The organism is Microbacterium sp. ABR10 (assembly GCF_057812175.1).
Genome location: NZ_CM173821.1, coordinates 1,983,479 through 2,010,016 on the forward strand (window position 1 = coordinate 1,983,479; position 26,538 = coordinate 2,010,016).

At 69.5% G+C, this 26,538-nt stretch carries 27 protein-coding genes, 2 tRNA genes and 1 other RNA gene; 14 read left to right on the top strand and 16 right to left on the bottom strand.

Annotated elements, in window-relative coordinates; translation table 11 throughout:
* Positions 1–13: 13 nt before the first annotated feature.
* From ACXKZF_RS09170 to ACXKZF_RS09195, 6 genes are all read right to left on the bottom strand, one after another.
* Entirely contained in the window at positions 14–742 is a 729-nt protein-coding gene (locus ACXKZF_RS09170) for a hypothetical protein (protein ID WP_488984005.1), read from the bottom strand.
* Between the two features lie 80 nt (positions 743–822).
* Complete coding sequence (locus ACXKZF_RS09175; protein WP_488984006.1) at positions 823–1,149, bottom strand: hypothetical protein; 327 nt, start codon at positions 1,147–1,149, stop codon at positions 823–825.
* Entirely contained in the window at positions 1,146–1,445 is a 300-nt protein-coding gene (locus ACXKZF_RS09180; protein ID WP_488984007.1) for a hypothetical protein, read from the bottom strand. Before ACXKZF_RS09180 ends, ACXKZF_RS09175 begins: the two co-directional genes overlap by 4 nt.
* Positions 1,442–1,936, bottom strand: coding sequence for a hypothetical protein (locus tag ACXKZF_RS09185; protein ID WP_488984008.1), 495 nt, complete (start codon positions 1,934–1,936; stop codon positions 1,442–1,444). The genes ACXKZF_RS09180 and ACXKZF_RS09185 overlap by 4 nt, the downstream gene beginning before the upstream one ends.
* Before the next feature lie 941 nt (positions 1,937–2,877).
* Positions 2,878–3,156 (bottom strand): hypothetical protein, encoded by a 279-nt coding sequence (locus ACXKZF_RS09190; RefSeq protein WP_488984009.1) that lies wholly within the window; start codon positions 3,154–3,156, stop codon positions 2,878–2,880.
* 109 nt (positions 3,157–3,265) lie between these two features.
* Positions 3,266–3,541, bottom strand: coding sequence for a hypothetical protein (locus ACXKZF_RS09195; protein WP_488984010.1), 276 nt, complete (start codon positions 3,539–3,541; stop codon positions 3,266–3,268).
* A 120-nt stretch (positions 3,542–3,661) separates the two neighbouring features.
* On the opposite strand from ACXKZF_RS09195, the gene ACXKZF_RS09200 reads away from it, so the two are divergent.
* Together ACXKZF_RS09200 and ACXKZF_RS09205 are read left to right on the top strand one after the other, a co-directional pair.
* Positions 3,662–4,258, top strand: coding sequence for a hypothetical protein (locus ACXKZF_RS09200; protein WP_488984011.1), 597 nt, complete (start codon positions 3,662–3,664; stop codon positions 4,256–4,258).
* 218 nt (positions 4,259–4,476) lie between these two features.
* The gene (locus ACXKZF_RS09205) at positions 4,477–5,706 is read left to right on the top strand and encodes a tyrosine-type recombinase/integrase (protein WP_488984012.1); all 1,230 of its coding nucleotides are present in this window, start codon (positions 4,477–4,479) and stop codon (positions 5,704–5,706) included.
* Positions 5,707–5,791: 85 nt separating this feature from the next.
* Here ACXKZF_RS09205 and ACXKZF_RS09210 read toward each other — a convergent pair.
* Positions 5,792–5,867: transfer RNA gene (locus ACXKZF_RS09210), tRNA-Lys, on the bottom strand.
* 113 nt (positions 5,868–5,980) lie between these two features.
* Here ACXKZF_RS09210 and ACXKZF_RS09215 point away from each other — a divergent pair.
* Positions 5,981–6,787, top strand: coding sequence for an inositol monophosphatase family protein (locus ACXKZF_RS09215; protein ID WP_055955328.1), 807 nt, complete (start codon positions 5,981–5,983; stop codon positions 6,785–6,787).
* A complete protein-coding gene (locus ACXKZF_RS09220) occupies positions 6,784–7,356 on the top strand; it encodes a hypothetical protein (RefSeq protein WP_055953913.1) in 573 nt (190 codons plus the stop codon). The genes ACXKZF_RS09215 and ACXKZF_RS09220 overlap by 4 nt, the downstream gene beginning before the upstream one ends.
* Before the next feature lie 25 nt (positions 7,357–7,381).
* Here ACXKZF_RS09220 and ACXKZF_RS09225 read toward each other — a convergent pair whose 3' ends face one another.
* Entirely contained in the window at positions 7,382–7,648 is a 267-nt protein-coding gene (locus ACXKZF_RS09225; protein ID WP_488984013.1) for a hypothetical protein, read from the bottom strand.
* 85 nt (positions 7,649–7,733) lie between these two features.
* Between ACXKZF_RS09225 and ACXKZF_RS09230 the strand changes: the two genes are divergently transcribed.
* Positions 7,734–8,273 carry a YaeQ family protein gene (locus ACXKZF_RS09230; protein WP_055953907.1) on the top strand — a complete coding sequence of 180 codons (540 nt, stop codon included), beginning with the start codon at positions 7,734–7,736 and terminating at the stop codon, positions 8,271–8,273.
* Positions 8,274–8,364: 91 nt separating this feature from the next.
* Here the strand turns inward: ACXKZF_RS09230 and ssrA are convergent.
* Positions 8,365–8,735, bottom strand: a transfer-messenger RNA (tmRNA) gene (ssrA, locus tag ACXKZF_RS09235).
* Between the two features lie 149 nt (positions 8,736–8,884).
* On the opposite strand from ssrA, the gene ACXKZF_RS09240 reads away from it, so the two are divergent.
* Positions 8,885–9,541, top strand: a complete 657-nt coding sequence (locus tag ACXKZF_RS09240) for an SIMPL domain-containing protein (RefSeq protein ID WP_055953904.1) — start codon at positions 8,885–8,887, stop codon at positions 9,539–9,541.
* 55 nt (positions 9,542–9,596) lie between these two features.
* On the opposite strand, the gene smpB is transcribed toward ACXKZF_RS09240, so the two are convergent.
* From smpB to prfB, 4 genes are all read right to left on the bottom strand, one after another.
* Positions 9,597–10,073, bottom strand: coding sequence for an SsrA-binding protein SmpB (gene smpB / locus ACXKZF_RS09245; RefSeq protein WP_055953901.1), 477 nt, complete (start codon positions 10,071–10,073; stop codon positions 9,597–9,599).
* A 54-nt stretch (positions 10,074–10,127) separates the two neighbouring features.
* Positions 10,128–11,045, bottom strand: coding sequence for a permease-like cell division protein FtsX (ftsX, locus tag ACXKZF_RS09250; protein ID WP_055953897.1), 918 nt, complete (start codon positions 11,043–11,045; stop codon positions 10,128–10,130).
* The gene (gene ftsE, locus ACXKZF_RS09255) at positions 11,042–12,085 is read right to left on the bottom strand and encodes a cell division ATP-binding protein FtsE (protein ID WP_488984014.1); all 1,044 of its coding nucleotides are present in this window, start codon (positions 12,083–12,085) and stop codon (positions 11,042–11,044) included. Before ftsE ends, ftsX begins: the two co-directional genes overlap by 4 nt.
* Before the next feature lie 120 nt (positions 12,086–12,205).
* Positions 12,206–13,315 (bottom strand): peptide chain release factor 2, encoded by a 1,110-nt coding sequence (gene prfB / locus ACXKZF_RS09260; protein ID WP_055953891.1) that lies wholly within the window; start codon positions 13,313–13,315, stop codon positions 12,206–12,208.
* A 71-nt stretch (positions 13,316–13,386) separates the two neighbouring features.
* On the opposite strand from prfB, the gene ACXKZF_RS09265 reads away from it, so the two are divergent.
* Both ACXKZF_RS09265 and ACXKZF_RS09270 read left to right on the top strand, forming a co-directional pair.
* Positions 13,387–14,622, top strand: coding sequence for an MFS transporter (locus ACXKZF_RS09265; RefSeq protein ID WP_488985982.1), 1,236 nt, complete (start codon positions 13,387–13,389; stop codon positions 14,620–14,622).
* Positions 14,623–14,712: 90 nt separating this feature from the next.
* Positions 14,713–16,299 (top strand): M28 family peptidase, encoded by a 1,587-nt coding sequence (locus ACXKZF_RS09270; protein ID WP_055953888.1) that lies wholly within the window; start codon positions 14,713–14,715, stop codon positions 16,297–16,299.
* 178 nt (positions 16,300–16,477) lie between these two features.
* Here the strand turns inward: ACXKZF_RS09270 and ACXKZF_RS09275 are convergent, their stop codons facing one another.
* Positions 16,478–17,500, bottom strand: coding sequence for an NADPH:quinone reductase (locus tag ACXKZF_RS09275; RefSeq protein WP_488984015.1), 1,023 nt, complete (start codon positions 17,498–17,500; stop codon positions 16,478–16,480).
* A 72-nt stretch (positions 17,501–17,572) separates the two neighbouring features.
* On the opposite strand from ACXKZF_RS09275, the gene ACXKZF_RS09280 reads away from it, so the two are divergent.
* From ACXKZF_RS09280 to ACXKZF_RS09290, 3 genes are all read left to right on the top strand, one after another.
* The gene (locus tag ACXKZF_RS09280; RefSeq protein WP_488984016.1) at positions 17,573–19,183 is read left to right on the top strand and encodes an amidohydrolase; all 1,611 of its coding nucleotides are present in this window, start codon (positions 17,573–17,575) and stop codon (positions 19,181–19,183) included.
* A 51-nt stretch (positions 19,184–19,234) separates the two neighbouring features.
* Positions 19,235–19,316 (top strand) — tRNA-Leu (locus ACXKZF_RS09285).
* Between the two features lie 48 nt (positions 19,317–19,364).
* Positions 19,365–20,129 (top strand): DedA family protein, encoded by a 765-nt coding sequence (locus ACXKZF_RS09290; RefSeq protein ID WP_055953878.1) that lies wholly within the window; start codon positions 19,365–19,367, stop codon positions 20,127–20,129.
* Between the two features lie 3 nt (positions 20,130–20,132).
* On the opposite strand, the gene ku is transcribed toward ACXKZF_RS09290, so the two are convergent.
* Entirely contained in the window at positions 20,133–20,987 is an 855-nt protein-coding gene (gene ku, locus ACXKZF_RS09295) for a non-homologous end joining protein Ku (RefSeq protein ID WP_243222151.1), read from the bottom strand.
* A gap of 183 nt (positions 20,988–21,170) precedes the next feature.
* On the opposite strand from ku, the gene ACXKZF_RS09300 reads away from it, so the two are divergent.
* Together ACXKZF_RS09300 and ACXKZF_RS09305 are read left to right on the top strand one after the other, a co-directional pair.
* A complete protein-coding gene (locus ACXKZF_RS09300; protein WP_488984017.1) occupies positions 21,171–21,638 on the top strand; it encodes a deaminase in 468 nt (155 codons plus the stop codon).
* Between the two features lie 133 nt (positions 21,639–21,771).
* Positions 21,772–24,255: an ATP-dependent DNA ligase gene (locus ACXKZF_RS09305; RefSeq protein WP_488984018.1), complete on the top strand. Its 2,484-nt coding sequence runs from the start codon at positions 21,772–21,774 to the stop codon at positions 24,253–24,255.
* 56 nt (positions 24,256–24,311) lie between these two features.
* Here the strand turns inward: ACXKZF_RS09305 and ACXKZF_RS09310 are convergent, their stop codons facing one another.
* The gene (locus tag ACXKZF_RS09310; protein WP_488984019.1) at positions 24,312–25,229 is read right to left on the bottom strand and encodes a cation diffusion facilitator family transporter; all 918 of its coding nucleotides are present in this window, start codon (positions 25,227–25,229) and stop codon (positions 24,312–24,314) included.
* Positions 25,230–25,421: 192 nt separating this feature from the next.
* Here ACXKZF_RS09310 and ACXKZF_RS09315 point away from each other — a divergent pair, with 192 nt between their 5' ends.
* Positions 25,422–26,519, top strand: coding sequence for a tyrosine-type recombinase/integrase (locus ACXKZF_RS09315; RefSeq protein ID WP_488984020.1), 1,098 nt, complete (start codon positions 25,422–25,424; stop codon positions 26,517–26,519).
* Positions 26,520–26,538: the final 19 nt, after the last annotated feature.

Below are 26,538 nucleotides of genomic sequence, written 5' to 3' on the forward strand. Positions count from 1 at the left end.
CTGCGTTTGAACATCAGGCGGTGATGGTCGAGCGGACGCGGAACTCTGCATCCACGATGAGGGCGTGCACCTGCTCGGCCAGGGCGTAGTGCCGGTTCCGGCGGGCATCGACGACGTCGCGCTCGACGATCTCGCCGTGCTCGATCGCGACGGAGCCGACACCGTAGACGGTGCCTTCCGCGATGGTCCCGGATGCCACGACCGGGGTCCCGTTGACCGTGCGCGGCAGCTGGCCCGCGGTGTACTCGAGACCGGCGCTGACCGCGTCGAACCGAGACATGAGGATGACGCCGCGGCCGACGTAGCCCGCGTCGATCGCCTGCTCGACACGGCCGACCGCGGCTCGTGCGTTCGCGCCGGCCGCGAGCCCGGTGCCGCCAGCCGCCCACGTGGCGAGGCGCTGCTCGAGCACTCGCTCGCGGCCCGATTCGAGGATCCGCAGCGCCTGCTCTGCCTCTTCGGGGTCGGGCGATGCGTGGCACTGCACCCCGGCGAAGAGGGTGAACGGCGCGCCGATCCCCTCGCCGATCGAAACGCCGCTGAACGTTTTGTCGGCGACCGGGGCCGTGGCGATGCAGCGGCTTTCCTCCGTGCTGGGCAGGGCGTTCGGCTCGCCCTGCGCGACGATCTCCTCGACGTGCGCCAGACGGCCGTTCGAGCGCTGCTCGGCGACGGCGAGAAGGCCACCTTCGCGCGGTGCCCGCGTCGGGGCCTGTACTTCAAGGGTGGGGCCAGAGGCCATGATGTTTCTCCTGGTGTGTATGTTTCTTGGGTGGTCGTGAGACCGGGGACGGCGCAGTGATGACGCCGCCCCCGGCGCGGTCAGGCCGGGGTCTCCATACCCGGCGCGACCTGTTCCGGGTCCCTCGGCCCGGAATCCCTTTCGGCGCCGCTGAGCGGCAGAACGGCGACGAGAGCCGCGTCGTCCCCGTCGCGTGACTGCAGCCATGTCGCGGCGTCGATGTGGCCGGCGGAGACGGCGTACGCCGTCAGCACCTCAACCGTCTCGGCGTCCGTGTCCAGTGCCGATGCGAGGTCAGATCGCATGACGACGGCGCCGCGAGCGAGGAGCGGATGCCGCCGCAGCTCAGCCGCCAGGCGTGCTTGCATCTCGTCGAGCGAAGGGCCGACGGTACGAACGGCCGTCACCCTGCACTCTCCGTCTGAGCGAACCGGACCACCAGGACGGCAGTACCGTCCGGCAGCTCCCGCCAGAGGCTCCGCTCAATGACGCCGCGGCCTTGCGCGACCGCGATGCCGATCTCGTAGTCGAGCGCGTCGAGGCCGGTCGCCGCGGCCAGCTCGTCGCGAGGCATGGCCGCTCGACCTCGCTTGTCGGCGACGGGCACCAGAGCCCGCAGCACGGCCGCGGTGCGCGGTGCGAGGGCTCCGCCGGGGTGGCGGTCCATCTCGACGTGCTTCGGGACGGCGATGGGCGCAATCATCGCTGTGCCTTGATCACGGCGCGCACTGTGCGGCGCGCCTGGTAGAGCCGCAGCGCGAGCGCGTCCAGCTCGCCGGGGGCCGCGGATGCCACCAGCGACGCCGACCACTCCGGGTGCGCGCAGACGGGGTGACGCAGGCCCGAAGCGAGCACCGCGGGCGCGTGAGGGTCGGCGGCCTCGCCGCACACGTCGCAGACGTTCACGGCCACGCGCTCCCGGTCCTCCGCGGCTCGCTCAGCCGCGACGAATTGCTCGACACGCGCGGCCCGCATGTGCACCGTCGGCACGGCGAGGGCCTCCGACCGCTCGCGAATGGCGCCGCTGGCGGTGAGGGACTGCCACACCTCACGGGCTCCCGTCTCCCCGAGTGTGGCGGCGAGGCGCTCCCGCACCGTAGTGAGCTTCGGACGCGGGCCCGCGGCCTCGATGATGCGACGCGCGGATGCCGCGGCGGTCGCCGTCGTAATCTGCGCAAGAAGCGGGGTGGTCATGGTGTGCGCCCTTCTCGGGGGTCGGAGGATCGGTCAGTGGTGGGAGTGGCGGCGAAGCCGGGGCAGCCGCGTTCGTGGTACAGGACGATGTGCGCGCCGTTCGGTGCGGGAGTGTCCAGCCAGATCGCCACGCCGTTGCAATCCAGGCATGGGCGCTGAACGCCCGCGGGGAGACGGCTTGCGAAGCTCTCAGGGGTCAGCTCGTCCACGCGCCCTGCTCCTGCTCGACAGGCTCAGGGACGGTTCCCTGGGAGCGTGGTTCGATCGAGCCGTACGCGGGGCTGTCCGCGGCTGGCAGCGCCGATGGAACATCGGCCCATCCGCCCTCCGCCGTCCAAAGCGGCTCCACCCCCGCCGCCGACGGGCGTAGCGGAGGCCCAAAGGCCGCAGCGGAGACCGTCTCTCGCTCGACATTCCGCTCTACCTGCGAGACACCTTTAGGTGTCTCGCTTAGGCGAGGCCTAGCCTGCCTAGCCTCGCCTAGTGACATACGCGTCTCGTCACGCGTGACACCTTCGCGCGGTTCCACAGATGAAGATCCGTCACGCGTTACGTCACGCGTGACGCGTGACGACCCTTCGGTGTGGTCCACATTCGAGGTGCGAGCCTGGGCAGACGGCCCCTTGCCGCGGTGACGCCGCTGCCGTTCACGCGACAGCTCGCGGGAGCGTTCGAGGTCGGCCGCGAGAGACTGAGTGCGGCCCCACTCGCGCACCCGGTAGTCGGTCTGCTCGTGTTGCCAGAGGCCGACCATCACGAGTGCACGCGCGTCCTCATCGCTCGCCCCTTCCGGGTGCAGCAGACGGAGGGCCGACCGCGGCACGAAGCCATCGCTCTCTTGCTCGGCGCTCCACATCAGGGCGCCGTAGTGAACGCGGGCGAGCCGGTCTGACAGCCCCGTGTGGCGAGGGTCCATCAGCCAGCGCCCAGGGAGTCGGGCGTCAGTCACGGGAGGCCTCCTGGGCATCGGGAAGGGATAGCGGCACGATGTCGAAGCTCAGCGCCCGAAGGCGCTGCTCTGCTCGCCGCCAGACTGCGCGCGGCACGCGCCAGCCGCCGATCTCGTCGACCCACGCCGCCCACTCCACCGCCGTGCGCGAGCTCTTGAGCACGTCAACGGCGTCGGCGTCATAGGCGAAGCGAGCGAGCACGCCGCCGTCCGTCTCCGAGATGTGCACCGCGGGTCGAGCACGTGCACGGGATGCAGTCGGGGCGCTCATCGGATCACCACCCCCGCCACGAGAACGGCGCCGATAATCATCCCGGTGAGGACAACACCGAGAACGGCGAGCGCGGCGACGAGGTCGCGCAGACCGTCGCCGTCGCGGCTCATCGTCCGGCCTGTTCGTTGAGTGACGCCCCCTCGAGAAGCAGAGCCGGGTCGATTCCAAGGGCACGGGCGAGGTCGGCGGTGCGCACGTGGAAACGGGAACCGACGGTGACGACGGGGCAGGGGAAATTGCCGAGCTGGTGCAGCTGGTAGCTGGCGGCGCGGGAGAGGCCCCAGCCCATTTTGCCGGCGGTCGGGAGCGTGATCGTCGGCGGCAGCGCTCGCAGATCAGCGAGGCGACTTGTCCGCCGTGGTGTGGTGTCGGTGTTTGTCATGCTGCTATCGTGATCGATGAGTGATCAATTAGTCCACGTAGAAAGTGTTCAATCCTGATGAGCAATACAGACGCCGCCACATCGATCGAGGAGGCGAGGCCCGCGCCGTCCGGTCGGCGGGTGTCGTCCATCCGTGTGGTCATTTCTCACGAAGCATTCGCCGGGCCCGCGCCGATCTTCGACGGCGCACATTGGCAGCCCGGGCGGACAGAGGTGCTGGGCGTGCACATCGTGGACCACGACGGAGGCGGGAGCTACGTCGTCACCCTCGACGATCACAACGCGGCGGCACCCGGACTGGCGTCGTCGTGGCGTTCGCCAATTCGCGGCACCTTCGCCAGCGTCGCCTGGATTCCAGACGCCGAACTCGTCGCCCTCGCAGCCGCGTACTTGCGCCGTCGTCAGGAGTGGCGCCGGGGCCTGGATGCTAGTTGGGGCCGCGCGACCGACGAGGGCCACCACGACCTTGAGCTCACGGACCTAATCCGCCAGGTTGGCCGCCCACCCCTGAGCGTTGTGGCCTCCGACGTCCGGCTGGCCCTTCAGGCAGGCCGGTCGCTGGAATGGGTGGCGACGAACCTCTGGCACGTGAGCTACATGACGGCCCGACGCTGGGCCACCGCAGCACGAGAGACGGCCGGCCCCGACGGCGTCAGTCTCCTCCCCGAGCTGACAGGCAAGCGCGGGCGCCCCCGCAAGACGACCCCGGAGAGCTGAGACCCATGAAGACGAACACCCGAACTGGCGGCGGCGTGTCACAACGCCACTCCGCATGCGACTGCGAGCGCGCCCACACCCCCAGCTGCAGCGGCACGGGCTGCCGATGCCCGCGCGAGCACGGCGCGAAGTGCGCGCACCGTGTGCGTCCCGACGGCAAGACGGCATGCGGCTGCCCCTGGTCCTATGCGGCGAGCGCCGTTCGCGCCGGTAAGCGCGTGCAGGCGACCGCTAGCGGCTTCACCTCGCGATCGGCAGCGCTCCGGGCGCGTGCCGAGGCCGTCGACACGCTCCGACGCGCGCCGTCCGCAGCCCGCCGAGGCGACACCCTCGCCGACTGGCTCGACTCGTGGCTCGCCCGGCGTTCCGAGGGGTCGAACGCCCTCCGCCCTGCCACTCTCGCTGAGTACCGGCGGCTCGTCGTTGTGATCCGGGATGCGATCGGCGGGGAACGTCTACGAGACGTGACGGCCGACACCCTCGACGACCTCGAGCGGCATCTGCACAAAACGCTGCCGGGTAAGGCGACGACGCATGCCCGCGTCTTCGCAGTGATGCAGTCCGCCGTGCGCGACGCATTCCGGCGCGGCATGATTGCCGACGACCCGACACGCCGCCGCGACGCCGTGCGCGCCCCGAAGACGCGCCGCACCATCCTGCAGCCGGAGCAGTTCGCGCGGCTGGTCGACTGGATGACCGACCGCGGCGAGCGCATGGCGCCGGTGTTCTGGGCGGCGGCGGCGACCGGTCTTCGCCGCGGCGAGCTCGCAGGCCTGCGCTGGATCGACGTCGACCTGACCGCAGGGCGGCTCGTCGTCGCCCAGCAGGCCGTGCAGGTCGGCCGCGAGGTCATCGTGGGCGCCCCGAAGACCGCGGCCGGTGAGGGGCGCGTCGTCATGCTGGATGAGCGCACCGTCGACACCCTGCAGGGGGTCCAGGCGCAGCAGGCGCGCGACGCGAGGGCGTGGGGGTCGGACTACCAGAACGACGCCGCGCTCGTCTTCACGAACGAAGACGGCTCCCCGCTCATCCCCGAGCAGCTGACGCGAGCCCTCCCCCGCGCAATCCGCCGGTTCAATGAGGAACTGCGCGTCGCGCAGCTGTCAGCGGACAAGGATGCAGCCGAGCTGGCGAGACTCGCCCGCTCGCACGGCATGGGCGCACGACGACTCGCTCTCATCCGCGCGGACCAGCACCTCACCGGCAAGCCGCTGCCGGCGGTCACGTTCCATTCGCTGCGCCACCTGCACGCCTCGATCCTTCTGGCATCCGGTCGCGGGCTGCAGGCCGTGCAGCGCCGACTAGGTCACTCGTCGATCACCGTCAGTTCGGACCTGTACGGCCACCTCGTCGAGAGCGCCGCGCGAGCCGACGCCGAGGCGGCTACCGCGCTCATCCCGTCGCGTCCGCGTCCCGTCGAAACGACCCGATCTCAGGACGTCAGCTAGCAATCAGCTAGCATCGCGGCGTAACGGTCGCAGACAGCACGAAACCCCCGGTCACGCTTTAGGCGGTTGACCGGGGGTTTCCTTGTGGTGCACCCCCTGGGACTTGAACCCAGAACCCACTGATTAAGAGTCAGTTGCTCTGCCGATTGAGCTAGAGGTGCGTTCCGTTTCGGACCGAAACTCGCGTTCCGAACCGAGGGATTACGTTACCAGGCGTGACGCGGGCACACCAAATCGGCCGCCCGTCGACCGATATCCTTGAGCCGTGTCCCCGATCGAAGCGACGCCTCCGACCCTCACCGACGACCTCGCCCTCGCCCTGCGCCTGGCCGACGCCGCCGACGCCGTATCGATGCGCAGCTTCGACGCGGCCGACCTCCGCATCGACACCAAACCCGACCGCACGCACGTGACCGAGGCCGACCTCGCAACCGAGCGCGCGATCCGCGAGATCCTCGACGCCGAGAGGCCCGACGACGCCGTTCTGGGTGAGGAGTACGGCGCTTCCGGAGACACCGCCCGCCGGTGGGTCATCGACCCCATCGACGGCACGCACAACTACATGCGCGGGATCCCTGTGTGGGCGACGCTGATCGCCCTCTCCGTCGACGGCGTTCCCCGGGTCGGCGTCGTGAGCCAGCCCGCCATCGGGCGTCGCTGGTGGGCCGCGGTCGGGCACGGCGCCTGGACCACGACGGCGTCGGGTGAAACCCGCGGCATCCGGGTGTCGGGTGTGGGTGAGATCGGCGCCTCGAGCATCAGCTTCCAGAGCATCCAGCAGTGGGACGGTGTCGAGCTGGTGCCCGCGCTCGAGCGACTGGCGCGCGCGGTCTGGCGCGACCGTGCCTACGGCGACGCGCTGCCCTACATGTGGCTCGCAGAGGGCCGGCTGGAACTCGTCGCCGAGTTCGACGTGAAGGAGTACGACATCGCCGCGATCGCACCGATCGTGCGGGAGGCCGGCGGCCGATTCACCGCGTTCGACGGCTCTGACCGTCTCGACGCGGGGTCGTCGTTCGCGACCAACGGCGTCCTGCACGACGACTTCTTCGCCCTGCTGCACGGCGAGGGGCCCCGGTGACCGGCCCGCGTCGGCGCGCTGCGTGGGCGACGACAGGGGGGCTCCTCGCCGCCGTCCTGCTCAGCGCCTGCACGGGCCCCGCCCCAGAGGCCGTGCCCAGCGTCGCCGAGTCCGCTTCCGGTCCCCCCATCGAGGCTCCCGAGACGACCGCCACACCCGCGTCCGAGACGCCCGACCCCACGTGCGAGAACATCATTCCGCAGGCAACCGCCGACGACTTCACGAGCCTCGGGTGGGTCACGCAGCAAGAGCCATTCCGTATCGGAGCGATCGCGCTCGAAGACGGCATCCAGTGCAAGTGGGGCGATCAGAAGATCGCGTCCGACCGCGTCCAGATCTTCGGGTGGGCGCCGATCGACGAGGCCACCGCCGCCACGGCCCAGAAGGAGCTCGTCGCCTCCGGCTGGAAGGTCGAGGTCGGCGACGACGGCACCTACGTCACCGAGAACCCGGAGTGGCTCGGTGGTCGCGGTGTCGACGGCTACGGACTGACGTACCTGTTCGGCGACGGCTTCGTCAAGCTCGCCGACACACGACAGAGCCTCATCCTCGTCGACACCCCGCGCTGATCGGCAGCGTGCCCGCCGCTCGACCTCAGCGGTACGGGTTGACCGCCCTGGCATCCCGTCCCGCAGCGAAACCCTCGTCCCACGCGTCGCCGCGAGCCTCGACGGAGCGCCACAGTTCGTCGGCACGCAGCACCTGGGCGGCGAAGGCGACCCACTCCCCCCACCCCGCTGAGATCCCGGATGCGGAACCCGCGGCATCGCCGCGCGGCACGGCGGTCCAGGTGGACGCGTCGGGCGTGGGAGCCAGGTGGAAAGGGCCGACGTCGATGCGGAGCGCGCGAGGGACAGGCATCCTCCGACGCTAGACGCCGCCAGGGGGCCCGACAAGCCGCGCACCGGCGCTGCGGGGCATCCCCGCTCGCGTAGGCTCGGTCGTCGTGGCTATCGGCTCGACCATTCACACCTTCACGGTGCAGCTCTCCGACGTCGATCGCGGCGTGTACGACGAGCTGCAGCTGCGGGTCGCCCGGCATCCGTCCGAGACGGCGCCCTACATGCTCACCCGCGTCCTTGCCTACTGCCTCGAGTACGAGGAGGGCATCGGCTTCAGCGAGGGCGTCGCCGCCACCGACGAGCCGGCCGTCATGGTCAAGGACCTCACCGGAGCGCTCGTGGCGTGGATCGAGGTGGGAGCACCGGATGCCGCGCGGCTGCACACCGGCAGCATGAAGGCCGAGCGCGTCGCCGTCTACACCCACCGCGACCCCGACAAGGTCTCGGCGGCCTGGGCGGGCAAGCGCATCCACCGTGCCGACGAAGTGCTGCTGCACAGCTTCGACCCCGGCTTCATCGAGCGTGTGGCCGAGGGTCTCGAGCGCCGCAGCACCGCCACCCTGACCCGCACCGAGGGTCGCGTGTACCTCGAACTCAACGACGTCTCGGGCGAGAGCGACATCCACACCCGCAGCGCGGGCTGAGCGCACGGATCGCCGACACGCAAGAAGCCCCCGACCCCGCCGAAACGGGCGCGAGCGGGGGCTTCTTCGTGCAACTCTTCGTGACAACGGCTCGTGGAGCTGGGGGGAATCGAACCCCCGTCCAACGCTGGGTCTCCGCGTTTTCTCCGGGCGCAGTCTGTGCAGACGTTCTGCTCGGCTCCGACCTTTGTCACAGACACCTAAGTCGACGAGCCCAGCCTGGGAAAAGTCCCGCGTGACGTCCAGACGCCGTCACACAGCAAGACCCCTAAATGACGCCAGATTCCGTGGCGGGGTCACACACGGTCTGACGGACTATCGGGCTCGCTTACGCAGCGAGGGCGAAGTCAGTGCGCTTAGCATTGGCACTTATTGTTTTGCAGGGAGCGTTTACGAGATAACCCCACATCCTCGGCCCGCTTTCTCGCGGGTTCGCAGGCGCTGTCGAAACCGATCAGCCCCGGGAACTCCGTGAAGGAGCGGCCGTTGTCACGCTATTGAGTTGCCACCTCGGTTGCCGAAACACCCGAGCATCCCACTCTACAACGGTTCGCGGGGCGCCGGGATTCCCACCTCCGGGATACACGGCGCCCGTCGCGTAGGCTCACCGCATGAGCGACGTCGTCATCACCGTCCGGGGCGAGAGCAACTCGCGCGTCCGCGCCGAAGAAGCGGCGGTGCGCGTCACCGTCTCCACCGACGGCCCCACGCGCGGTCCCGTCGTCGAGCGGGCGCAGGAGCGGGCATCGACCGTTCAAGACGGCCTGGTCGCCCACCTCCGCTCCGGCGAGGTGTCGGAGTGGTCGAGCGCGCGGGTCTCGGTGTGGTCGGACCGCCCGTGGAACAACGAGGGGGCACAGCTGCCCCTCGTGCACCACGCCAGCGTCGAGCTGTCGGCGACCTTCACCGACGCCGGTGCGCTGTCGTGGTGGCTGGGCGATGTCGCCGAGTCCGACGACGTGCAGGTCACGGCCGTCGAGTGGCGCCTCTCCCCCGACACGCGCGCACGCGTGGAGCGCGAAGTCGCAGCCGAAGCTGTCCATGTGGCCGTCGAACGCGCCACGGCCTACGCCGACGCCCTGGGCCTCGCATCGGTCGCGGCGGTCGAGATCGCGGATGTCGGATTGCTCGGCGGTCGCCCCGAGTCACCGACGCCGATGGGCGCCCGGATGATGGCCGCCAGTGCCGACGCCGGCCCGTCGTTCAGTCTGCAGCCGCCCGAGATCGTCGTCACGTCGACGGTGGAGGGGCGCTTCCGCGCGGAGTGACCCGCCCGGAGCGACCGCGACCCCGAGGCACTGACGGGGTCCGTAGCGGGGACTGTCAGTCGCCCAGGCGGTTCTTCGTCCGCATCGCGCGCTCCGCCTCGCGCTTGTCTTCGCGCTCACGGATCGTCTGACGCTTCTCGAACTCGCGCTTGCCCTTCGCCACGGCGATCTCGACCTTGGCCCGTCCGTCGAGGAAGTAGAGCCGCAGCGGGACGAGCGTGTATCCGCCCGCCGACACGGCGTGCGAGAGCTTGATGATCTCTTCTTTGTGCAGCAGCAGTTTGCGGGTGCGCTTGGCGGAGTGGTTCGTCCAGTGCCCCTGCGAGTACTCGGGGATGTGGACCGCGTCCAGGAAAGCCTGCCCACCGTCGATGTACGCGTAGCCGTCGGTCAGGTTCGCCCGGCCCTGCCGCAGCGATTTGACCTCGGTGCCGGTCAAGATGAGACCGGCTTCGTAGGTCTTCTCGATGGCGTAGTCGTGACGCGCCTTCTTGTTGGACGCGATGAGCTTTTCACCCTGCTCACGAGGCATGGTGCCACCTCCTCATGATCATGGGCACACAGAGCCTTACAGTTTACCCCACGCTCAGGTGCGCAGCCACCGCCGGATCGCGAAGCTGGCACTGAGGGCGGCCAGGATGACGCCCACGACGACGATGACCGGGATGACGATCGCGACGTCGCCCACGTCGACCCACGACGTGATGAAGCCGATGCGGTCTCGCAGGTACTGGTCGACTCCGACGCCGACGATCGCCCAGACCGCGACGCTCGCGAGTGCCGAGCCGACCAGTGCGGCGAGCACGCCCTCGACGACGAACGGTGTCTGGATGAAGCGGTTGGACGCCCCCACGAGCCGCATGATGCCCAGCTCGCGTCGACGCGCGAACGCCGACAGGCGGATGGTGGTGGCTATCAGCAGCACCGCGGCGATCAGCATGAGCCCGGCGATGCCGACGGCGACGTAGGTCGCGACCGTCAGCGCCTGGAACAACGGCTCGAGGTACTGCAGCTGATCCTGGACGTCTTCGACACCCGTCTGGCCGCTGAACGCCTCGGTGATCACGTCCGACTGACGCTGGTCCACCAGATTGATGCTGAAGGTCGCGTTGAACTGGTCGGCCGTGACGACACCGAGGATGTCCTCGGGCAGCTGCTGCTGCGCGTCGGCGAACACCTCGTCGCTCGTCTGGAACGTGTAGTCGCGGATGAGCGGCGCGAGCGCCGGCCCCTCGAGCGTCGCCCTGACCTCGTCGATCTGCTGCTGCGTCGCGGGCTCTCCCGCGGCGCAGGTGTTCACGTTCGACGAAGACGCGCACATGAACACCGCTACCTGGGCACGGTCGGCCCAATACGACTGCATCTTGCCGATCTGCATCTGCATGAGCATTGCCGCGCCGACGAAGGTGAGCGAGACGAAGGTGACGAGGATGACCGAGATGACCATCGACGCGTTACGTCGCAGGCCCGTGAAGGCCTCCGACAGGATGAGCCCGAACCTCATGACGTGGGCCCCACTTCGTCGCTGCGGTCTGTCTTCTTACCGAGGCCGAGGCGGTCGGCGAGTCCGAGCTCGTCGACCTGGGGCGTCGTGACCGAGATGAACCCCGTGTTGGTCCCCGGCTCGCGCGGCTGCCGGGTGGGCTCGTCGGCGGGGGCGTCCGATGCCGGCGCTGCCGCGGCCTCGGGGGCGGCATCTGCGGCCTCCGCCCGCGGTGCGGGCGCGGCATCCGTCGTCGGGAGGGGCTGCAGGGGACCCGTGCGACCGGTGACCTCGCGCTGCACCTCGAGCACCGCCGAGAGGGCGGCGACAGCCGCTGCTCCCTTCTCGACCTCGGGAGTCAGGCGCGGGATGCTGGCGGTGTCGCCGTACCCGCCGCCGCGCTCGTCGCGCACCATCTCGCCACCACTGAGCTCGATCACGCGCCGCTGCATCTGGTCGACGAAGCCGGCCTCGTGCGTGGCCATGACAACGGTCGTGCCGCCGGCGTTGATGCGGGCGAGCAGGCGCATGATGTCGGTGGACGTGCCGGGGTCGAGGTTTCCGGTGGGCTCATCGGCGAGCAGCACCTGGGGACGGTTGACCAGGGCGCGCGCGATGGCGACACGCTGCTGCTCACCACCCGACAGCTCGTGCGGCAGGCGCTTCTCTTTGCCGTCGAGGCCGACGAGCGCGAGGACCTCTGGGACGGCCTGCTGGATGAATCCACGCGACGACCCGGTCACCTGCAGCGTGAACGCGACGTTCTGGAACACGGTCTTGTTCGGCAGAAGCCGGAAGTCCTGGAAGACCGAGCCGATCTCACGGCGGAAGTAGGGCACCTTGCGATTGGACAGGGTGCGCAGGTCGCGACCGAGCACGACCACGCGCCCCTCGCTGGGCGTCTCGGCGCGCAGGATGAGCTGCAGGCACGACGACTTGCCGGACCCCGATGCGCCCACGAGGAAGACGAACTCCCCGCGCTGCACTTCGAAGTCGACGGCGCTGAGGGCGGGCTTCGCGGTGCCGCGATACCGCTTGGTGACGTTTTCGAACCGGATCATGGCTCGATGAGCCTAAGCGCGGGTCCGAGGCACGCCGTCAGGACGCGCCGTGTCGAGAAACGAGAGAACCCTGTGGATGCCGGTCGTCTGGCATCCACAGGGTCCGTCGTCACGTGAGTGTCAGTCGTCTTCTTTGCGCTTGCGCCAGCGGATGCCGGCGGCGATGAGCCCATCGAGGTCGCCGTCGAAGACGACCGCGGGGTTGCCGACCTCGTACCCGGTGCGCAGGTCTTTCACGAGCTGCTGGCCGTAGAGGAAGTAGGAGCGCATCTGGTCGCCCCAGCTCGCGGTGATGGTACCTGCGAGCTCCTTCTTCTTGGCGGCCTCTTCTTCACGCTTGAGCAGGAGCAGCCGCGTCTGCAGCACGCGCATGGCGGCGGCACGGTTCTGGATCTGCGACTTCTCGTTCTGCATCGACACGACCAGGCCCGTCGGGAGGTGCGTGATGCGCACGGCCGAGTCGGTCGTGTTCACCGACTGCCCGCCCGGTCCCGACGACCGGAACACATCGACGCGGATGTCGCCCTCGGGCACATCGACCTCGACGGCTTCTTCCATGACCGGGATGACCTCGACCGCCGCGAAGCTGGTCTGACGCTTGTCGGCACCGCCGAACGGGCTGATCCGCGCGAGGCGGTGAGTGCCCGCCTCGACGGAGAGCGTGCCGTAGGCGTAGGGCACGTCGACCTCGAAGGTCGCAGACTTGATGCCCGCGCCCTCGGCGAACGAGGTGTCCATCACCTTCACGGGGTACTTGTGACGCTCGCACCAGCGCAGATACATACGCAGCAGCATCTCGGCGAAGTCGGTGGCGTCGTCGCCGCCGGCGCCGGAGCGGATCGTGACGACGGCGGAGCGCGGGTCGTACTCGCCGTCGAGGAGGGTCTGCACCTCGAGCTGACCGATCACGTCTTTCAGCGAGGAGAGTTCGCGACGGGCTTCGTCGGCCGACTCTTCGTCGTCCATCTCGATCGCGAGCCCGACGAGCACCTCGAGGTCGTCGAGCCGCTGCTCGATCTCCGACACGCGCTTGAGCTCCGCTTGGCGGTGGCTGAGGCGACTGGTGACCTTCTGAGCGTTGTCGACGTCGTCCCAGAGGTTCGGGGCACCGGCCTCTTCGCTGAGACGTGCGATGTCTGCGGTGAGTGCGTCGACGTCGACCACGGCCTGGATATCGGCGAAGGTCGAGCGCAGCGCCTGGATGTCGGCGGTCAAATCGAGTTCGAGCATTTGGCATCCAGCCTATCGTGGACACGGTGACAGCCGACTCTCCCCGGAACGTGCTGGTGCGCTTCGCGCCGATGATCTACGGACCCACCCTGCTCTTCGCGGTCGGCGAGGGCGCGGTCATCCCCCTCATCCCCGTGATCGCCGACCGGCTCGGGGCCGACGTCGCCCTCGCGGCCCTGGTCGCCGCCGCCCTGGTCGTCGGCCAGCTGTGCGGCAACATCCCCGCGGGGTGGGCCGTGGCCCGATTCGGTGAGCGCGTCACGATGGGTGTCGCCGGCATCGTCGTGCTGGCCGGTCTCGTCGGCATCGTCTTCGCCTCGTCGCTGGCCGTGTTCGCGGCGGCGGTGTTCCTCATCGGCTTCTGCGCGGCGGCGTTCGCGCTGGCCCGCCATTCGTTCATGACGACGCGCGTACCGTTGCATTTCCGCGCCCGGGCGTTGTCTCTCCTGGGCGGTACCTTCCGGGCGGGCATGTTCGTCGGGCCGTTCATCTCTGCGGCGCTCTTGGGCATCTTCGGCGACGAGACGGCATCCGTGGTCTTCTTCGCCGTGTGCCAGGTCGCGACCATCCTGCTGGTGTTCTTCGGTCCCGACCCCGAGCGGGCCGTGCCCGTCGGGGCGGACTCGACGCCGCGGCCACCCACCGCGACCGGGGAGGCCGAGGACAGTGGCGAGCCTGTGACCGGCGCCATCCCCACGGTTGAACGGGCGGGGGTCTTCCGCACGATGTGGCGATTCCGCGGGGTGCTGGCGCGACTCGGGCTCGCGGCCGCCTCCCTCTCAGCGGTGCGGTCGGCCCGCCAGGTGGTGCTCCCGCTATGGGGTGTCTCGCTGGGGTTGGATGCCGGCACGATCGCGGTGGTGGTGGGGGTGTCGGGCGCGATCGACTTCGCCCTGTTCTATGCCAGCGGTCAGGTGATGGACCGCTTCGGGCGATTGTGGGCGGCACTGCCGGCGATGATCCTCATGGGCGCGGGGTTCATCGCGCTCTCGTTCACCCACGATCTGGGCTCCGCAGCCATGTGGTACGCGATGTTCGCCGCGGTGCTCGGTGTGGGCAACGGGCTTTCGAGCGGCATCCTGCTCACCCTCGGCGCAGACATCGCCCCTCCCAACGAGCCCGCCGCCTTCCTCGGATCGTGGCGGACGCTCACGGATGGCGGCGGGGCGCTGGCCCCGCTGCTCGTGTCGGCGCTCACGGCGGTGGCGTCGCTCTCGGTCGGGGTCGGTGCGATGGGCGCGATCGCGGTGCTGGGCATCATCGGGTTCGTCCGGTGGGTGCCGCGGTATGTGCCGCGCACGCGATGAGCCGGCCGGATAGCACGGAAGGGGGCGACGTGCGCGTCACCATCGGCTAGCCTCCGTGCAAAGCAAGTTCACAGGATGGAGATTCCCCCCATGTCCCAATCCCGAGCTCCACTTCGCACAGGCATCGCCGCTCTCGGCGCCGCCGCCCTCATAGCCGCGTTCGCGGTGGCGCCGGCAGGCGCCGCAACGGCCGCGATCCCCAGTGCCTGCGGCACGCTCTCCGCACCTTCACTGACGAAGATGCAGGCGTGTATCGCGTCGGTCGATCCGGCGACGCACTTGAAAGCGCTCCAGAAGATCGCCGATGAGAACGACGGCAATCGCGCGGCGACCACGAGCGGCTACGACGCCAGCGTGGCCTACGTCGCGGGAGTCCTCGAAAAGGCAGGCTGGAAGGTGTCGTACGACGAGTTCGACTTCTTCGTCTCTCCGCCTCCCGTCCTGAAGCAGATCTCGCCGGCCGAGGCGGATTACGTGGCTCTCGAAGCCACGGGCACCGGCTACGGGTCGGTCACGGGTGACGTCGTCGCCGTGGACACCGTTCTCGACCTGCCGCGCGACCCCGTGACGAGCGGGTGCGAACCGGAGGACTTCGCGACCTTCCCCGAGGGCGCCATCGCTCTGGTCCAGAGGGGCACGTGCTCCTTCCGGCAGAAGGCGGTCAACGCCGAGGCCGCCGGAGCCGGCGGCGTCATCATCTTCAATCAGGGCAACACGCCCGACCGCGAGCCGCTCTTCAGCGGCACGCTCCTCGGCACGCCCGATGAGGCTCCGCTGACGATCCCCGTGGTGACGACGAGCTTCGCCGACGGCGAAGCTCTTTCCGTCGGCACCACTGCGACGCTGTCCATCGATCCTCCGGTGAACAAGCCCCAGGTCAACGTCATCGCGGAGCTGCCCGGAAAGAATGCGGACAACGTCGTCATGGCGGGTGCGCACCTCGACAGCGTCGCCGAAGGCGCGGGCATCAACGACAACGGCAGCGGCTCGGCTGCCCTGTTGTCCGCGGCCCAGGCGCTCGGCAACGTCACCCCGCAGAACACCCTGCGGTTCGCGTGGTGGGGAGCCGAGGAAGCCGGCCTGGTCGGCAGCACCTCGTACGTCGATGGGCTCGCCCCCGACCAGATCGAGAAGATCGCCCTCTACCTGAACTTCGACATGATCGCGTCGCCGAACTTCGTCTACACCGTCTACGACGCCGACGAGTCATCCTTCGAGGCGCCTGTCGAAGTGCCGGAGGGATCCGAAGCGATCGAGTCCCTGTTCGCGAGCTACTTCACGGCCCTGCGGCTCCCGTATGACGATTCGGAGTTCAACGGTCGCAGCGACTACGAAGCGTTCATCAACAACGGAATCCCCTCGGGTGGCCTGTTCACGGGTGCCGAAGAGATCAAAACCCCTCAACAGGCTGCGCTCTGGGGTGGCACGGCGGGTGCCGCGTTCGACCCCAACTACCACCAGGTGGGTGACACACTCGCGAACCTCTCGAAGAAGTCGCTGTACGTGAACACGGGAGCGCTCGCCACCGCGCTCCTGACGTACGCGTACTCGACAGAGTCGGTCAACGGTGTCACGGGCAAGAAGCTGCCGATCCCGCTCCCGAAGCCCGCTCCGCCCGCCGGCACCTTCGTCGGCGGAGGCGGGATGTCAGTGCCGCACGCGTCGAACGAGTTCTGACGCTCGACACAGCCCCATCGGCGCGGGGTGACACTCGTCTTCACGGCGTGTGTCGCCCCGGACCGTTGCCGCCTGGGCGGCTCGCCACGGGGCCTGAGCAACATTTCCTCTCCCCCTGACGGACGAAACCGCCGGGGTCGTGCATCACGCGCGGCCCCGGCGGTTTCGTGTGTGGCGGTTACTCCGCGTCGCTCACGCGGATGAGCACTTTCCCCGTCGCGCCGTTCGCGACGGCGTCGTGCGCGGCGGCGGTGTCGGCGAGAGGGAACCACGTCAGGGGCAGCCCGGCGTCGTCTCCGACCGGTAGCGCTCCGTCGGCGACGGCTGCCGACACGTCTTCTGCGGCGGCGGCGAGCGCGTCTTCGCCCACGGTGTACAGCAGCAGACCCTGCCAGCGGACGTTCTTGGCGAAGCTGGCCCGCACCGCGGCGCTGAACTGGTCACCGCCGTTATCGGCGTAGTAGCCGATCGAGCCGTGGTTGGCGATCACCTCGACATCGAGGGCGGCGTTGTCGGCGATGGCGACCTCGACGATGTGCTCGACGCCGTTCGGTGCGAGCTCGCGGATGCCGTCGGCGAGCGCGTCGCTCGGGTACTGCAGCACGTGGTGGGCGCCGGCAGCGCGCGCGAGCGCCTCCTTCTCATCGCTGCTGACGGTCGCGATCACCGTCGCGCCTGCCCACGCGGCGAGCTGGATCGCCGCGTGGCCGACGGCGCCGGCGCCGCCCTGCACGAGCACCGTGCGTCCGTTCAAGGCTCCCGGCGCGAGTCGGGACGGCCCGTGCTCGTGCACGGTCAGGGCGCGGTGGGCCGTCATGGCCGGGACGCCGAGACTAGCCCCGAGGGCGAACGAGGCGTCGTCAGCGAGCGGGACCGCACGGGCGGCCGGGATCACGGCGTACTCGGCGGCCGTGCCGGTGGGACGCTCGTGCTGGGCGAGGTAGACCCACACCCGCTGACCCGTCGACGGGGTGTCGACGCCGTCGCCGACGGCATCCACGATTCCCGCGCCGTCCTGGTTGGGTGTGACCTCATCCCACGAGAACGGGCGGCCGCCCTGTCGGGCCTTCCAGTCGGTCGGGTTCACCCCCGACACGGCGATGCGCACGCGCACCTCGCCGGGACCCGGGTCGGGCAGAGGACGCTCGACGAGCGAGAGGACGGAGGAGTCACCGGTCTGGGAGTACGTGATCGCCTGCATACGGAGGGAAGCGCCCGAGGCGGTGCGCGCATTCCTTCGGCGTGTCGCGAAGGCTCCCGCCACACTGAAGCCGTGAGCAGCCTTCTCGTCGCCAACGGCGTCTTCTTCTCCGCCGGAAACGTCCTCGACGCCGACGCCCTGGGAGTGCGCGACGGCAGAATCGTCGCCGTCGGTTCGTACCGCGACGTGCGCGACACCCTGGGGAGGGTCGACGACGAGCTCGATGCGCGCGGCGGACTCGTGACCCCGGGGTTCGTCGATGCGCACCTCCACCTCGGAGGTGGGGCGGTCGACGCCCTCCGCTGCGATCTGGCGGGCGCGGACACGCTCGATGAGATCGACCGGCGCATCCGCACCTTCGCCGTCGGATCCGGTGCCTCGTGGGTGGTGGGCGGAGGATGGGACCCCACGCTCTTCCCTCCCACCGGCCCCACTGCCGCCCACCTCGACGCACTGGTTCCGGATCGTCCCGCCTTCCTGCTCGACGCCGACCACCACGGCGGGTGGGCGAACTCGGCGGCCCTCGTCGCCGCGGGCATCGACCGCGCCACCCCCGATCCCTCCGACGGGCGGATCGAACGCGCGGCCGACGGCACACCGAGCGGCGCGTTGCGCGAGGGCGCCATGCAGTTGGTCTCTCCGCACATCCCCCCGCACGAGACCGCGGACATCGCGCGGGCTCTCCTCGCGGTGTCGCGGTCGGCACTGGCCGCCGGCATCACCGGCTGGCAGGAAGCTGCGCTGGGAGAGTACGCCGGTTACCCCGACTTCTCGCACGCGTACCTCTCGCTCCTGCGCGACGGATCGCTGGTCGGGCGGGCGACGGGCGCCATCTGGGTGCCGCGAAACCTCACATCGGACACCATCGACGCCTTCGTCGCCGCCTGCCTCGAGCGCGCCCGCGCGAACACGGCGGCCGGGTTTCCCACGCGCACGGCGAAGCTCATGCTGGACGGCATCGTGGAGACGCGGACCGCGCACCTCTGCCACCCCTATCCCGACGGGTCGCATGGCCTGTCGTACTTCGCGCCCGAGCTCGTGCAGCAGCTGGTACCCGCGCTGAACGCCGCCGGTGTCGCCGTCCACGTGCACGCCCTGGGCGACGCGGCGGTCCACGACGCGCTCGACGGATTCGCCGCCGTACCGGCCGATCACCGCGCCCGCGTGCGCAACCACATCGCCCACCTCGAGCTCATCGCCCCCGACGACGTCCCCCGCTTCGCCGAGCTGGGGGTCACCGCCAACTGCCAGCCGTACTGGGCGTGCGCCAACGCCCTCGTTCGTCAGGTCACCCTGCCCCTGCTCGGCGCCGACCGCGCCGACGATCTCTATCCGTTCGCGGCCCTCCGCGATGCCGGCGCCGCGCTCGCGATGGGGTCGGACTGGCCCGTCTCCACCTTCGACCCGTGGCTCGGCATCCACGTGGCCGTCACCCGTCGCCCCCCGGGAGAAGCGGATGCCGAGCCCCTCGGCGCCGCGCACGCCCTCTCACTCGGCGCGGCACTCGACGCGTACACGCGCGGCTCGGCCGACCTTCTCGGTATCGGTGCGGGCACCCTCGCTCCGGGCGCCGCGGCCGACCTCGCGATCGCCGACCGCGATCCGTTCACCGGCCCGTCCGTCGACATCCACGAGACTCGGACGAACGCGACCGTGGTGGCGGGTGAGGTGCTCGCGCTTTGACGGCTCGTTCACATCGAGCGCGGGCGCGTCCCGTTTAGACTGAACGCACTCGCGGGAGTGGTGAAATCGGCAGACACGCAGGATTTAGGTTCCTGTGCCTTCGGGCGTGGGGGTTCAAGTCCCCCCTTCCGCACGATTGGCCGCTTCACCCGCACCACCTCTCCGACCCGACGGGACCGATGTGATCCACACCACCGCCGCACTGCTCCCGTGGCTCGACCCCGCGACGATCATCGACGCCGCCGGCCCCTGGGCCCTCGTCATCGTGTGTCTGATCGTCTTCGCCGAGACCGGTCTGCTGATCGGCTTCCTGCTGCCCGGCGACACGTTGCTCATCATGGCGGGCATCCTGTCGAACCCGGTCACGCACCCGCCTCACGGGGTCTTCGGAGTCAACGTCTGGATCACCGGACTGCTGATCGGCCTCGCGGCCTTCCTCGGTGGCGAAGTCGGCTACCTCATCGGCCACAAGGCGGGGCCCGCGATCTTCGAGCGCAAAGAGTCGGGTCTGTTCAGCCGCAAGAACGTCGAGCGCACGAACGCGTTCTTCATCCGCTTCGGCGGACTCACCGTGATCCTCGCCCGCTTCGTGCCGATCGTGCGCACGTTCGCGCCGATCGCCGCGGGTGTCGGCCACATGAACAAGTGGAAGTACACGCTCTACAATCTGATCGGCGCCCTTCTGTGGGGCTTCGGCCTCACCGTCGCGGGCTACCTGCTCAGCCTGATCCCCGGCGTCGGCGAGTTCGTCGCGGAGTACATCGACGTCATCCTCCTGACGGTGGTGGTCGGCACCGTCGGTTTCGTCGTCTTCCACTACTTCCGCGAGCGCGCCGCCGCCAAGCGCGATGCGGCAGCCGGACACGACACCGTCACCCACGACGAGGCCGAGGCGCTGACGCTCGACCCGAAGTCGTTCGAAGACGGCGACCGCCCGGCGCGCTGAGGCTCAGGACGCCTTCGTCTTCTTCTTGGCCGCCGGCTTCTTGTCGGCGGCCTTGTCGTCGTCCCCCGCCCGTGCCGCCCGGCTGCGCTCGACGCTCGCGCGGAGCGCCTCCATCAGGTCGATGACTTCACCGCCGTCGTCTTCCTCCTGCTTTCCGAAGGTGGCATCCGTGTCGATCGCGTCGCCCTGTTCGAGCTTGGCGTCGATGAGGGTGCGCAGCTCCGCCTGATACGCGTCGGTGAACTCCTCGGGATCGAAGTCCTTCGAGAAGCTGTCGACGAGGGATGCCGACATCTCCAGTTCTTTGGCCGAGATCCGCACGCTTTCATCGAGCGCCGGGAACGCCGCCTCGCGCACCTCGTCGGCCCACAACAACGTCTGCAGAACGAGCACGTCTCCGCGCACCCGGAGAGCGGCGAGCCGCGTCTTCTGCCGCAGCGAGAAGCGCACAATCGCGGTGCGGTCCGTCTGCTCGAGCGTCTTGCGCAGGAGCACGTACGCCTTGGGCGACGACGAGTCGGGCTCGAGGTAGTACGCCTTGTCGAGGGTGAGCAGATCGACCTGCTCGCTGGGGACGAACTCGACGACCTCGATCTCACGGCTGCGCTCGCTGGGCAGTGACGCGAGGTCGTCCTTGGTCAAGACGACCGTCTGCTCGCCGTCGTCGTAGGCGCGGTCGATGTCGCCGTAGGGCACGACCTCGCCGTCGACCTCGCAGATGCGCTGGTAGCGGATGCGCCCGCCGTCCTTGTTGTGCACCTGGTGAAGGGAGACGTCGTGATCCTCGGTGGCCGAATACACCTTCACGGGCACGTTGACGAGGCCGAACGTCAGGGCACCCTTCCAGATCGATCGCATGGGTCCAGTGAACACCGAAACGACGGGGGATGCCGAGACCCTTGCGTCACGGGAGGGTCCCGGTCCCTGCACAGGCTCGGTCGTCAAGCCGCCGGGAGGCGGGCATCACGACGACAAGATGGACACTGCACCCGTGAGCGGCAGACCCGCCCGACGTGCCACGACCCCCGGAGAGAGGAACCCATGGACGACATCGACGCGCTGAAGCGATGCGTGGAATTGGCGACCGAGGCGGTGAACGCCGGGGACGACGCCTTCGGATCGCTCCTCGTCGACGGCGACGGGCGGATCCTCCGGGAAGAGCGCAACCGAGTCGGTCAGGGTGATCCGACCGCACATCCGGAGATCGCCCTCGTGCGGTGGGCGGTCGCACACCATCCCGCGGCCGAGCGTGCGGCGATGACGGTCTACACCTCGGGCGAGCACTGCGCCATGTGCGCCGCAGCTCACGCGTGGGCGGGACTCGGCCCCATCGTGTTCGCGGGGTCGACCGCCCAGCTGACGCGGTGGCGCGCCTCGTGGGGCGCGGCCCCCGCGCCGATCCGGCCCCTCGCCATCCACGACGTCGCACCGGGTCTCACCTCGCGTGGTCCCTTCGAAGCCTTCGCCGCTGAGCTCGAACGACTGCATCTCCAGGTCGCTCGACGCTGATCCGGTACGCCGGGTGACGTCGCGCGCCCGGCGACCTCGTCCGGGCGGCCCGATGCGGCTCGGACCCTCGGCGGGAGCCTCGGTCCCGCAACCCCCTCGGCATCCGGAGCCGTTCCCGCCCTACGCTGGGGCGATGGTGGAGCAGACGGTGCGGATCGGCGGGCGCCGGTTGCGCCTGTCGAATCTCGACAAGGTGCTCTACCCCGAGACGGGGACCACCAAGGGCGAGGTCATCGACTACTACTCGCGCATCGCACAGCGTTTGCTCCCCCACGTCGCCGAACGCCCGGTCACCCGAAAGCGCTGGCCTGACGGGGTCGGCACCGACTCCGACCCGGGCGAGCCGTTCTTCGCGAAGGCCCTCGAACCCGGAGCGCCCGCGTGGGTGCGTCGGTTCCCCATCGATCACTCGTCCGGCGCCAAGGACTATCCGCTCGTGGACGACCTGCCGACACTCGTCTACCTCGCGCAGGTCGCGAGCCTCGAGCTGCACGTGCCGCAGTGGCGGTTCTCGCCCGACGGCGAGCGTCAGAACCCCGACCGTCTCGTGCTCGACCTCGATCCCGGTCCCGGCGTCGGTCTCGCCGAGTGCGCCGAGGTCGCCCGGTGGGCCCGCGCGATCCTGCGGGACATCGGGCTCGACCCCTTGCCGGTCACGAGCGGCAGCAAGGGGATCCACCTGTACGCCCACCTCGACGGTCGCCAATCGAGCGACGCGGCCAGCGCGATCGCGAAGGAACTCGCCCGGGCGATCGAATCCGACCATCCCGACTTGGTGGTCAGCCAGATGTCGAAGGCCGCTCGACCCGGCAAGGTCTTCATCGACTGGAGCCAGAACAACGGGTCCAAGACGACGATCGCGCCCTACTCCCTGCGGGGACGCTCGCACCCGACCGTCGCCGCGCCCCGCACCTGGGAGGAGCTCGAAGATCCCGGGCTCAGCCATCTGCTCTTCAGCGAGGTCCTCGATCGCACCGGAGATCCGCTGGCGCCCCTCGAGCGCGACGCGGGCCCGCTGCGCGCGTACCTCTCGAAGCGCACCGCGGGCAAGACGCCCGAGCCCGTCCCCGACGCGCCGCACGGCGACCCCGCCCCCGAAGGGCTCCCCCGGTTCGTCGTCCAGGAACACCACGCGAGCCGCCTGCACTGGGATCTGCGGCTCGAACACGACGGCGTGCTGGTGAGCTGGGCGGTCCCCCGCGGCATACCGCCGACCACGGCGAAGAACAGTCTCGCCGTGATGACCGAGGATCACCCCATGAAGTATCTCGACTTCGCCGGCGAGATCCCCCGCGGCGAGTACGGCGCGGGTGTCATGACGGTGTGGGACACCGGCACATACGAGCTCGAGAAGTGGCGTGACGACGAGGTGATCGCCACGCTCACCGGGCGCGACGACGGCCCGCTCGGACGGGTGCGACTCGCCCTGATCCGCACCGAGGGGCGGGGCGAGAAGTCGCAGTGGCTGCTGCATCGCATGAAGACGGATGCCGCGGGCCGACCACAGGGCGACGGGGCGCCGGTGGTGGCTCTGGATCACGGCACCACGGCCGGTCGCCCACGCCACGCGGCACCCGACGACGCATCGACCCCGATACGGGCTTCGGACGAGTCCGCGACAAGAGCGCCTGACACCGCGCCCACCGTGGCCGACCTGCGGCCCATGCTCGCCACAGCCGCGACCGCGGGTCTCGCCCGCGCCGCGGCCTCGAGATGGGGCGCTCCGTGGGTGGAGATGAAGTGGGACGGCATCCGGGGGTTGGGCATCTGGGACGGGGAGCGCCTGCGGCTGCGCTCCCGCAACGGCAACGACCTGACCCAGACCTATCCCGAACTGACCGGTGTCGACCTGGGCCTCGGGCCGCGACGTGCGGTCGTCGACGGCGAGATCGTCGCGCTCGACTCCCAGGGGCGCCCCAGCTTCCCCCTCCTGCAGAAGCGCATGAACCTCGCCCAACCGCGCGAGATCTCCCACGAGGCGAAGCGCACGCCGGTGCAGCTCTACCTCTTCGACGTGTTGTCGATCGATGGGCGCGACGTGGCATCCCTTCCCCTGTCCGAGCGACGTTCGCTGCTCGAGACCCTCGCCGCGCAAGCCGGCACCCCGGTGGTGGTGCCGCCCGTCTTCGACGACGTGGACGCCGCGGTCGCCACCAGCGGCCGGTTCGGGCTCGAAGGCGTCGTCGTCAAAGACCCCGCATCGGCGTACCGGCGTGCAACGCGCTCGGAGCAGTGGCTGAAGGTCAAGCACTCGCGCACGCAAGAGGTCGTGATCGGCGGCATCCGCCCCGGCAAGGGGAACCGCGCGGACACCATCGGGTCGCTGCTGGTCGGGGTGCCGTCGCCCGACGGGCTGCAGTACGCCGGGCGCGTGGGCTCGGGCTTCGGCGAGCAGACCCTCGCCCGTCTCACTGCCCTGCTCGAGCCCCGGCGCACCGACACCGACCCATTCGTCGGGGTGCCCGCAGCCGACGCCCGAGACGCGCTGTGGGTGCGGCCCGACCTCGTCGGCGAGGTGGAGTTCGCGGAGTTCACCCCCCGCGGCATCCTGCGTCAAGCGCGCTGGCGAGGGCTGCGGCTCGACAAAACTCCGGACGAGGTGGTGCGGGAGGGCTGAACCCTACCGGTCCGCAGGGCTGTCGGAGCCACCGGGCGCGGCGATCGACTCCGGGGCTAGGCGTGCCGCGAGTCGTGCTCGACGTGGCCGGCGGGTTCGAGCTGGAAGGTCGAGTGCTCCACGTCGAAGTGGTCGGCCAGACACGTCTGCAACGACGCGAGGATCGCCGCCGAACGACCGTCGCTCAGCGCGGCGTCCTCGACGATGACGTGGGCGCTGAACACGGGCGCTCCGCGTGTGAGCTGCCACACGTGAACGTCGTGCACGTCGACCACGCCGTCGGCTCCGCGCAGGTGGTCGCGGATCTCGGCCACGTGCACCCCGACGGGCGCCGATTCGGTCAGGACGACCACGACCTCGCGCAGCAGCCCGATGGCCCGCGGCACGATGAGCACCGCGATGAACAGCGAGGCGATGGCATCCGCCTGCACGAACCCGGTCGTCAAGATGACGATCGCGGCGACGATGACCGCCACCGACCCGATGAGGTCGCCCAGCACCTCGAGGTACGCACCGCGCACGTTGATGCTGCGCTTCTGCGCGCGACCGAGGAGCCACATCGACACGGCGTTCGCGACCATGCCGACGGCGGCGACCACGAGCATCAGCCCGCCCTGAACCTCTGCCTCGGCCGGTGCGAGCAGCCGCTGCACCGCCTCGAACCCCACCCACGCGCACAGCACGATCAGGATGACGCCGTTGACCAGTGCCCCGAGCACCTCGGCGCGCTGGTAACCGTACGTGCGGCGGTCGTCGGCGGGGCGTGCGGCGATCGAGGTGGCGACGAGGGCGACCACGAGGGCCGCCGCGTCGGTGAACATGTGCGCGGCGTCGGCGAGGAGCGCGAGGGAACCCGACAGGATCGCACCGACGATCTGCACGACCATCACCGTCGCGGTCAGGGCGAGGGCGGTCGCGAGCAGGCGCGAGTTACCGGCATCGCGGACGCCGGCGGCGGGCGCGTGATCGTGCATGCGTCCAGGCTAGGTCCGACCCCCGACACCGCGCGTGTTTCCGCGGCAGTCGGGAATGAGAACCGCTCGCATGGTTCGCGAAATCATGCGGGAGAACGGCTCAGCGTGACCGGTCGTGTCCAGTTGCCCCTTTCGATGACGGTTGGTCGATCACCCCCTCAGGTGCGTAGAACACCCTGAGAGGAGCACTACATGAACAAGCCACAGCTCTTGCCGAGCGGGAACTATCGAATCCGGATCACCGGCCCGGACGGTGCGCGACACAGCGTCACTGACACCACGCCCCGCAAGGTTGAGTTGGCCGCGAAGGCCCTGCTGGGCCAGCTCCACGTGGAGCACCAGGCGAAGCTCACAGCCAAGGCCGCAGCCAAGGAGGCCCGGGAGAACCCGCGCAAGCGCTTCGACCTGTTTGCGGAGTCGTGGCTTCACACTCGCCGCCCCGGGGAGCCCTACGGGTATCGGCCCGTGGTGTATCGCCAGCGGCTGAATCACCTACGCACCTTGAATGAGACGTTCGGGCACCGGTACGTGCAGGACATCACCGTGGCCGACGTACGCGCCTGGTGGAACTCCCGCTCCGGCACTCCGGCCCACCGCTCCAACATGTACTGGCTCCTACACAGCGTCTTCGAGGTGGCCCTGGATGATGAGCTGATCCAGCGGAACCCCTGCCGCGTGAAGGGCGCATCCCGACCCGCTCACCGTAAGCGCCCCACCTTCACAGACGAGGACGTAGACAAGATCCTGGCCGCGACCGCCGATCCTCAGATGCTCGTGATCCTCCAGGTGCTCGCTGGCACCGCCCTGCGCATCGGTGAGCTTCTGGCGCTCGACTGGGAGCACGTCGAACTGTTGGACCGCCGCGTGCACGTTGTGCGTCACCTGACGCCCCTGGGCCTTCTGGACGGCACGAAGAGCGGCGAGTACGACACCCGGTCCATCGCGCTGCCCCTGTGGGTCCAAGAGATCCTGCAAACGTGGTACATCACGACGGGACCGGAAGGCCCCATCTTCCGAAACACGCGGGGTACGCGCCTGAGCATCGACAGCGCCGAACGCATCTTCCGACCCATTCGCGCCGCCGCGGGGCTCGACCAGATGCACCTCCACGATTGCCGCCACGTTGCGCTGACCAAATACGGACAGCTGCCTGGCGTCACGCTTGCCGACATCATGCGACACGCCGGACATAAGAGCGAGCGGGTGGCCATGGGCTACCAACACTCCTCGGACGAACGCGGAGCGATGCACGCTGCCAACGCAGTTGCGCCCAGATGGGCCAGGACATGAGCGACCGTTGCCCCACCAC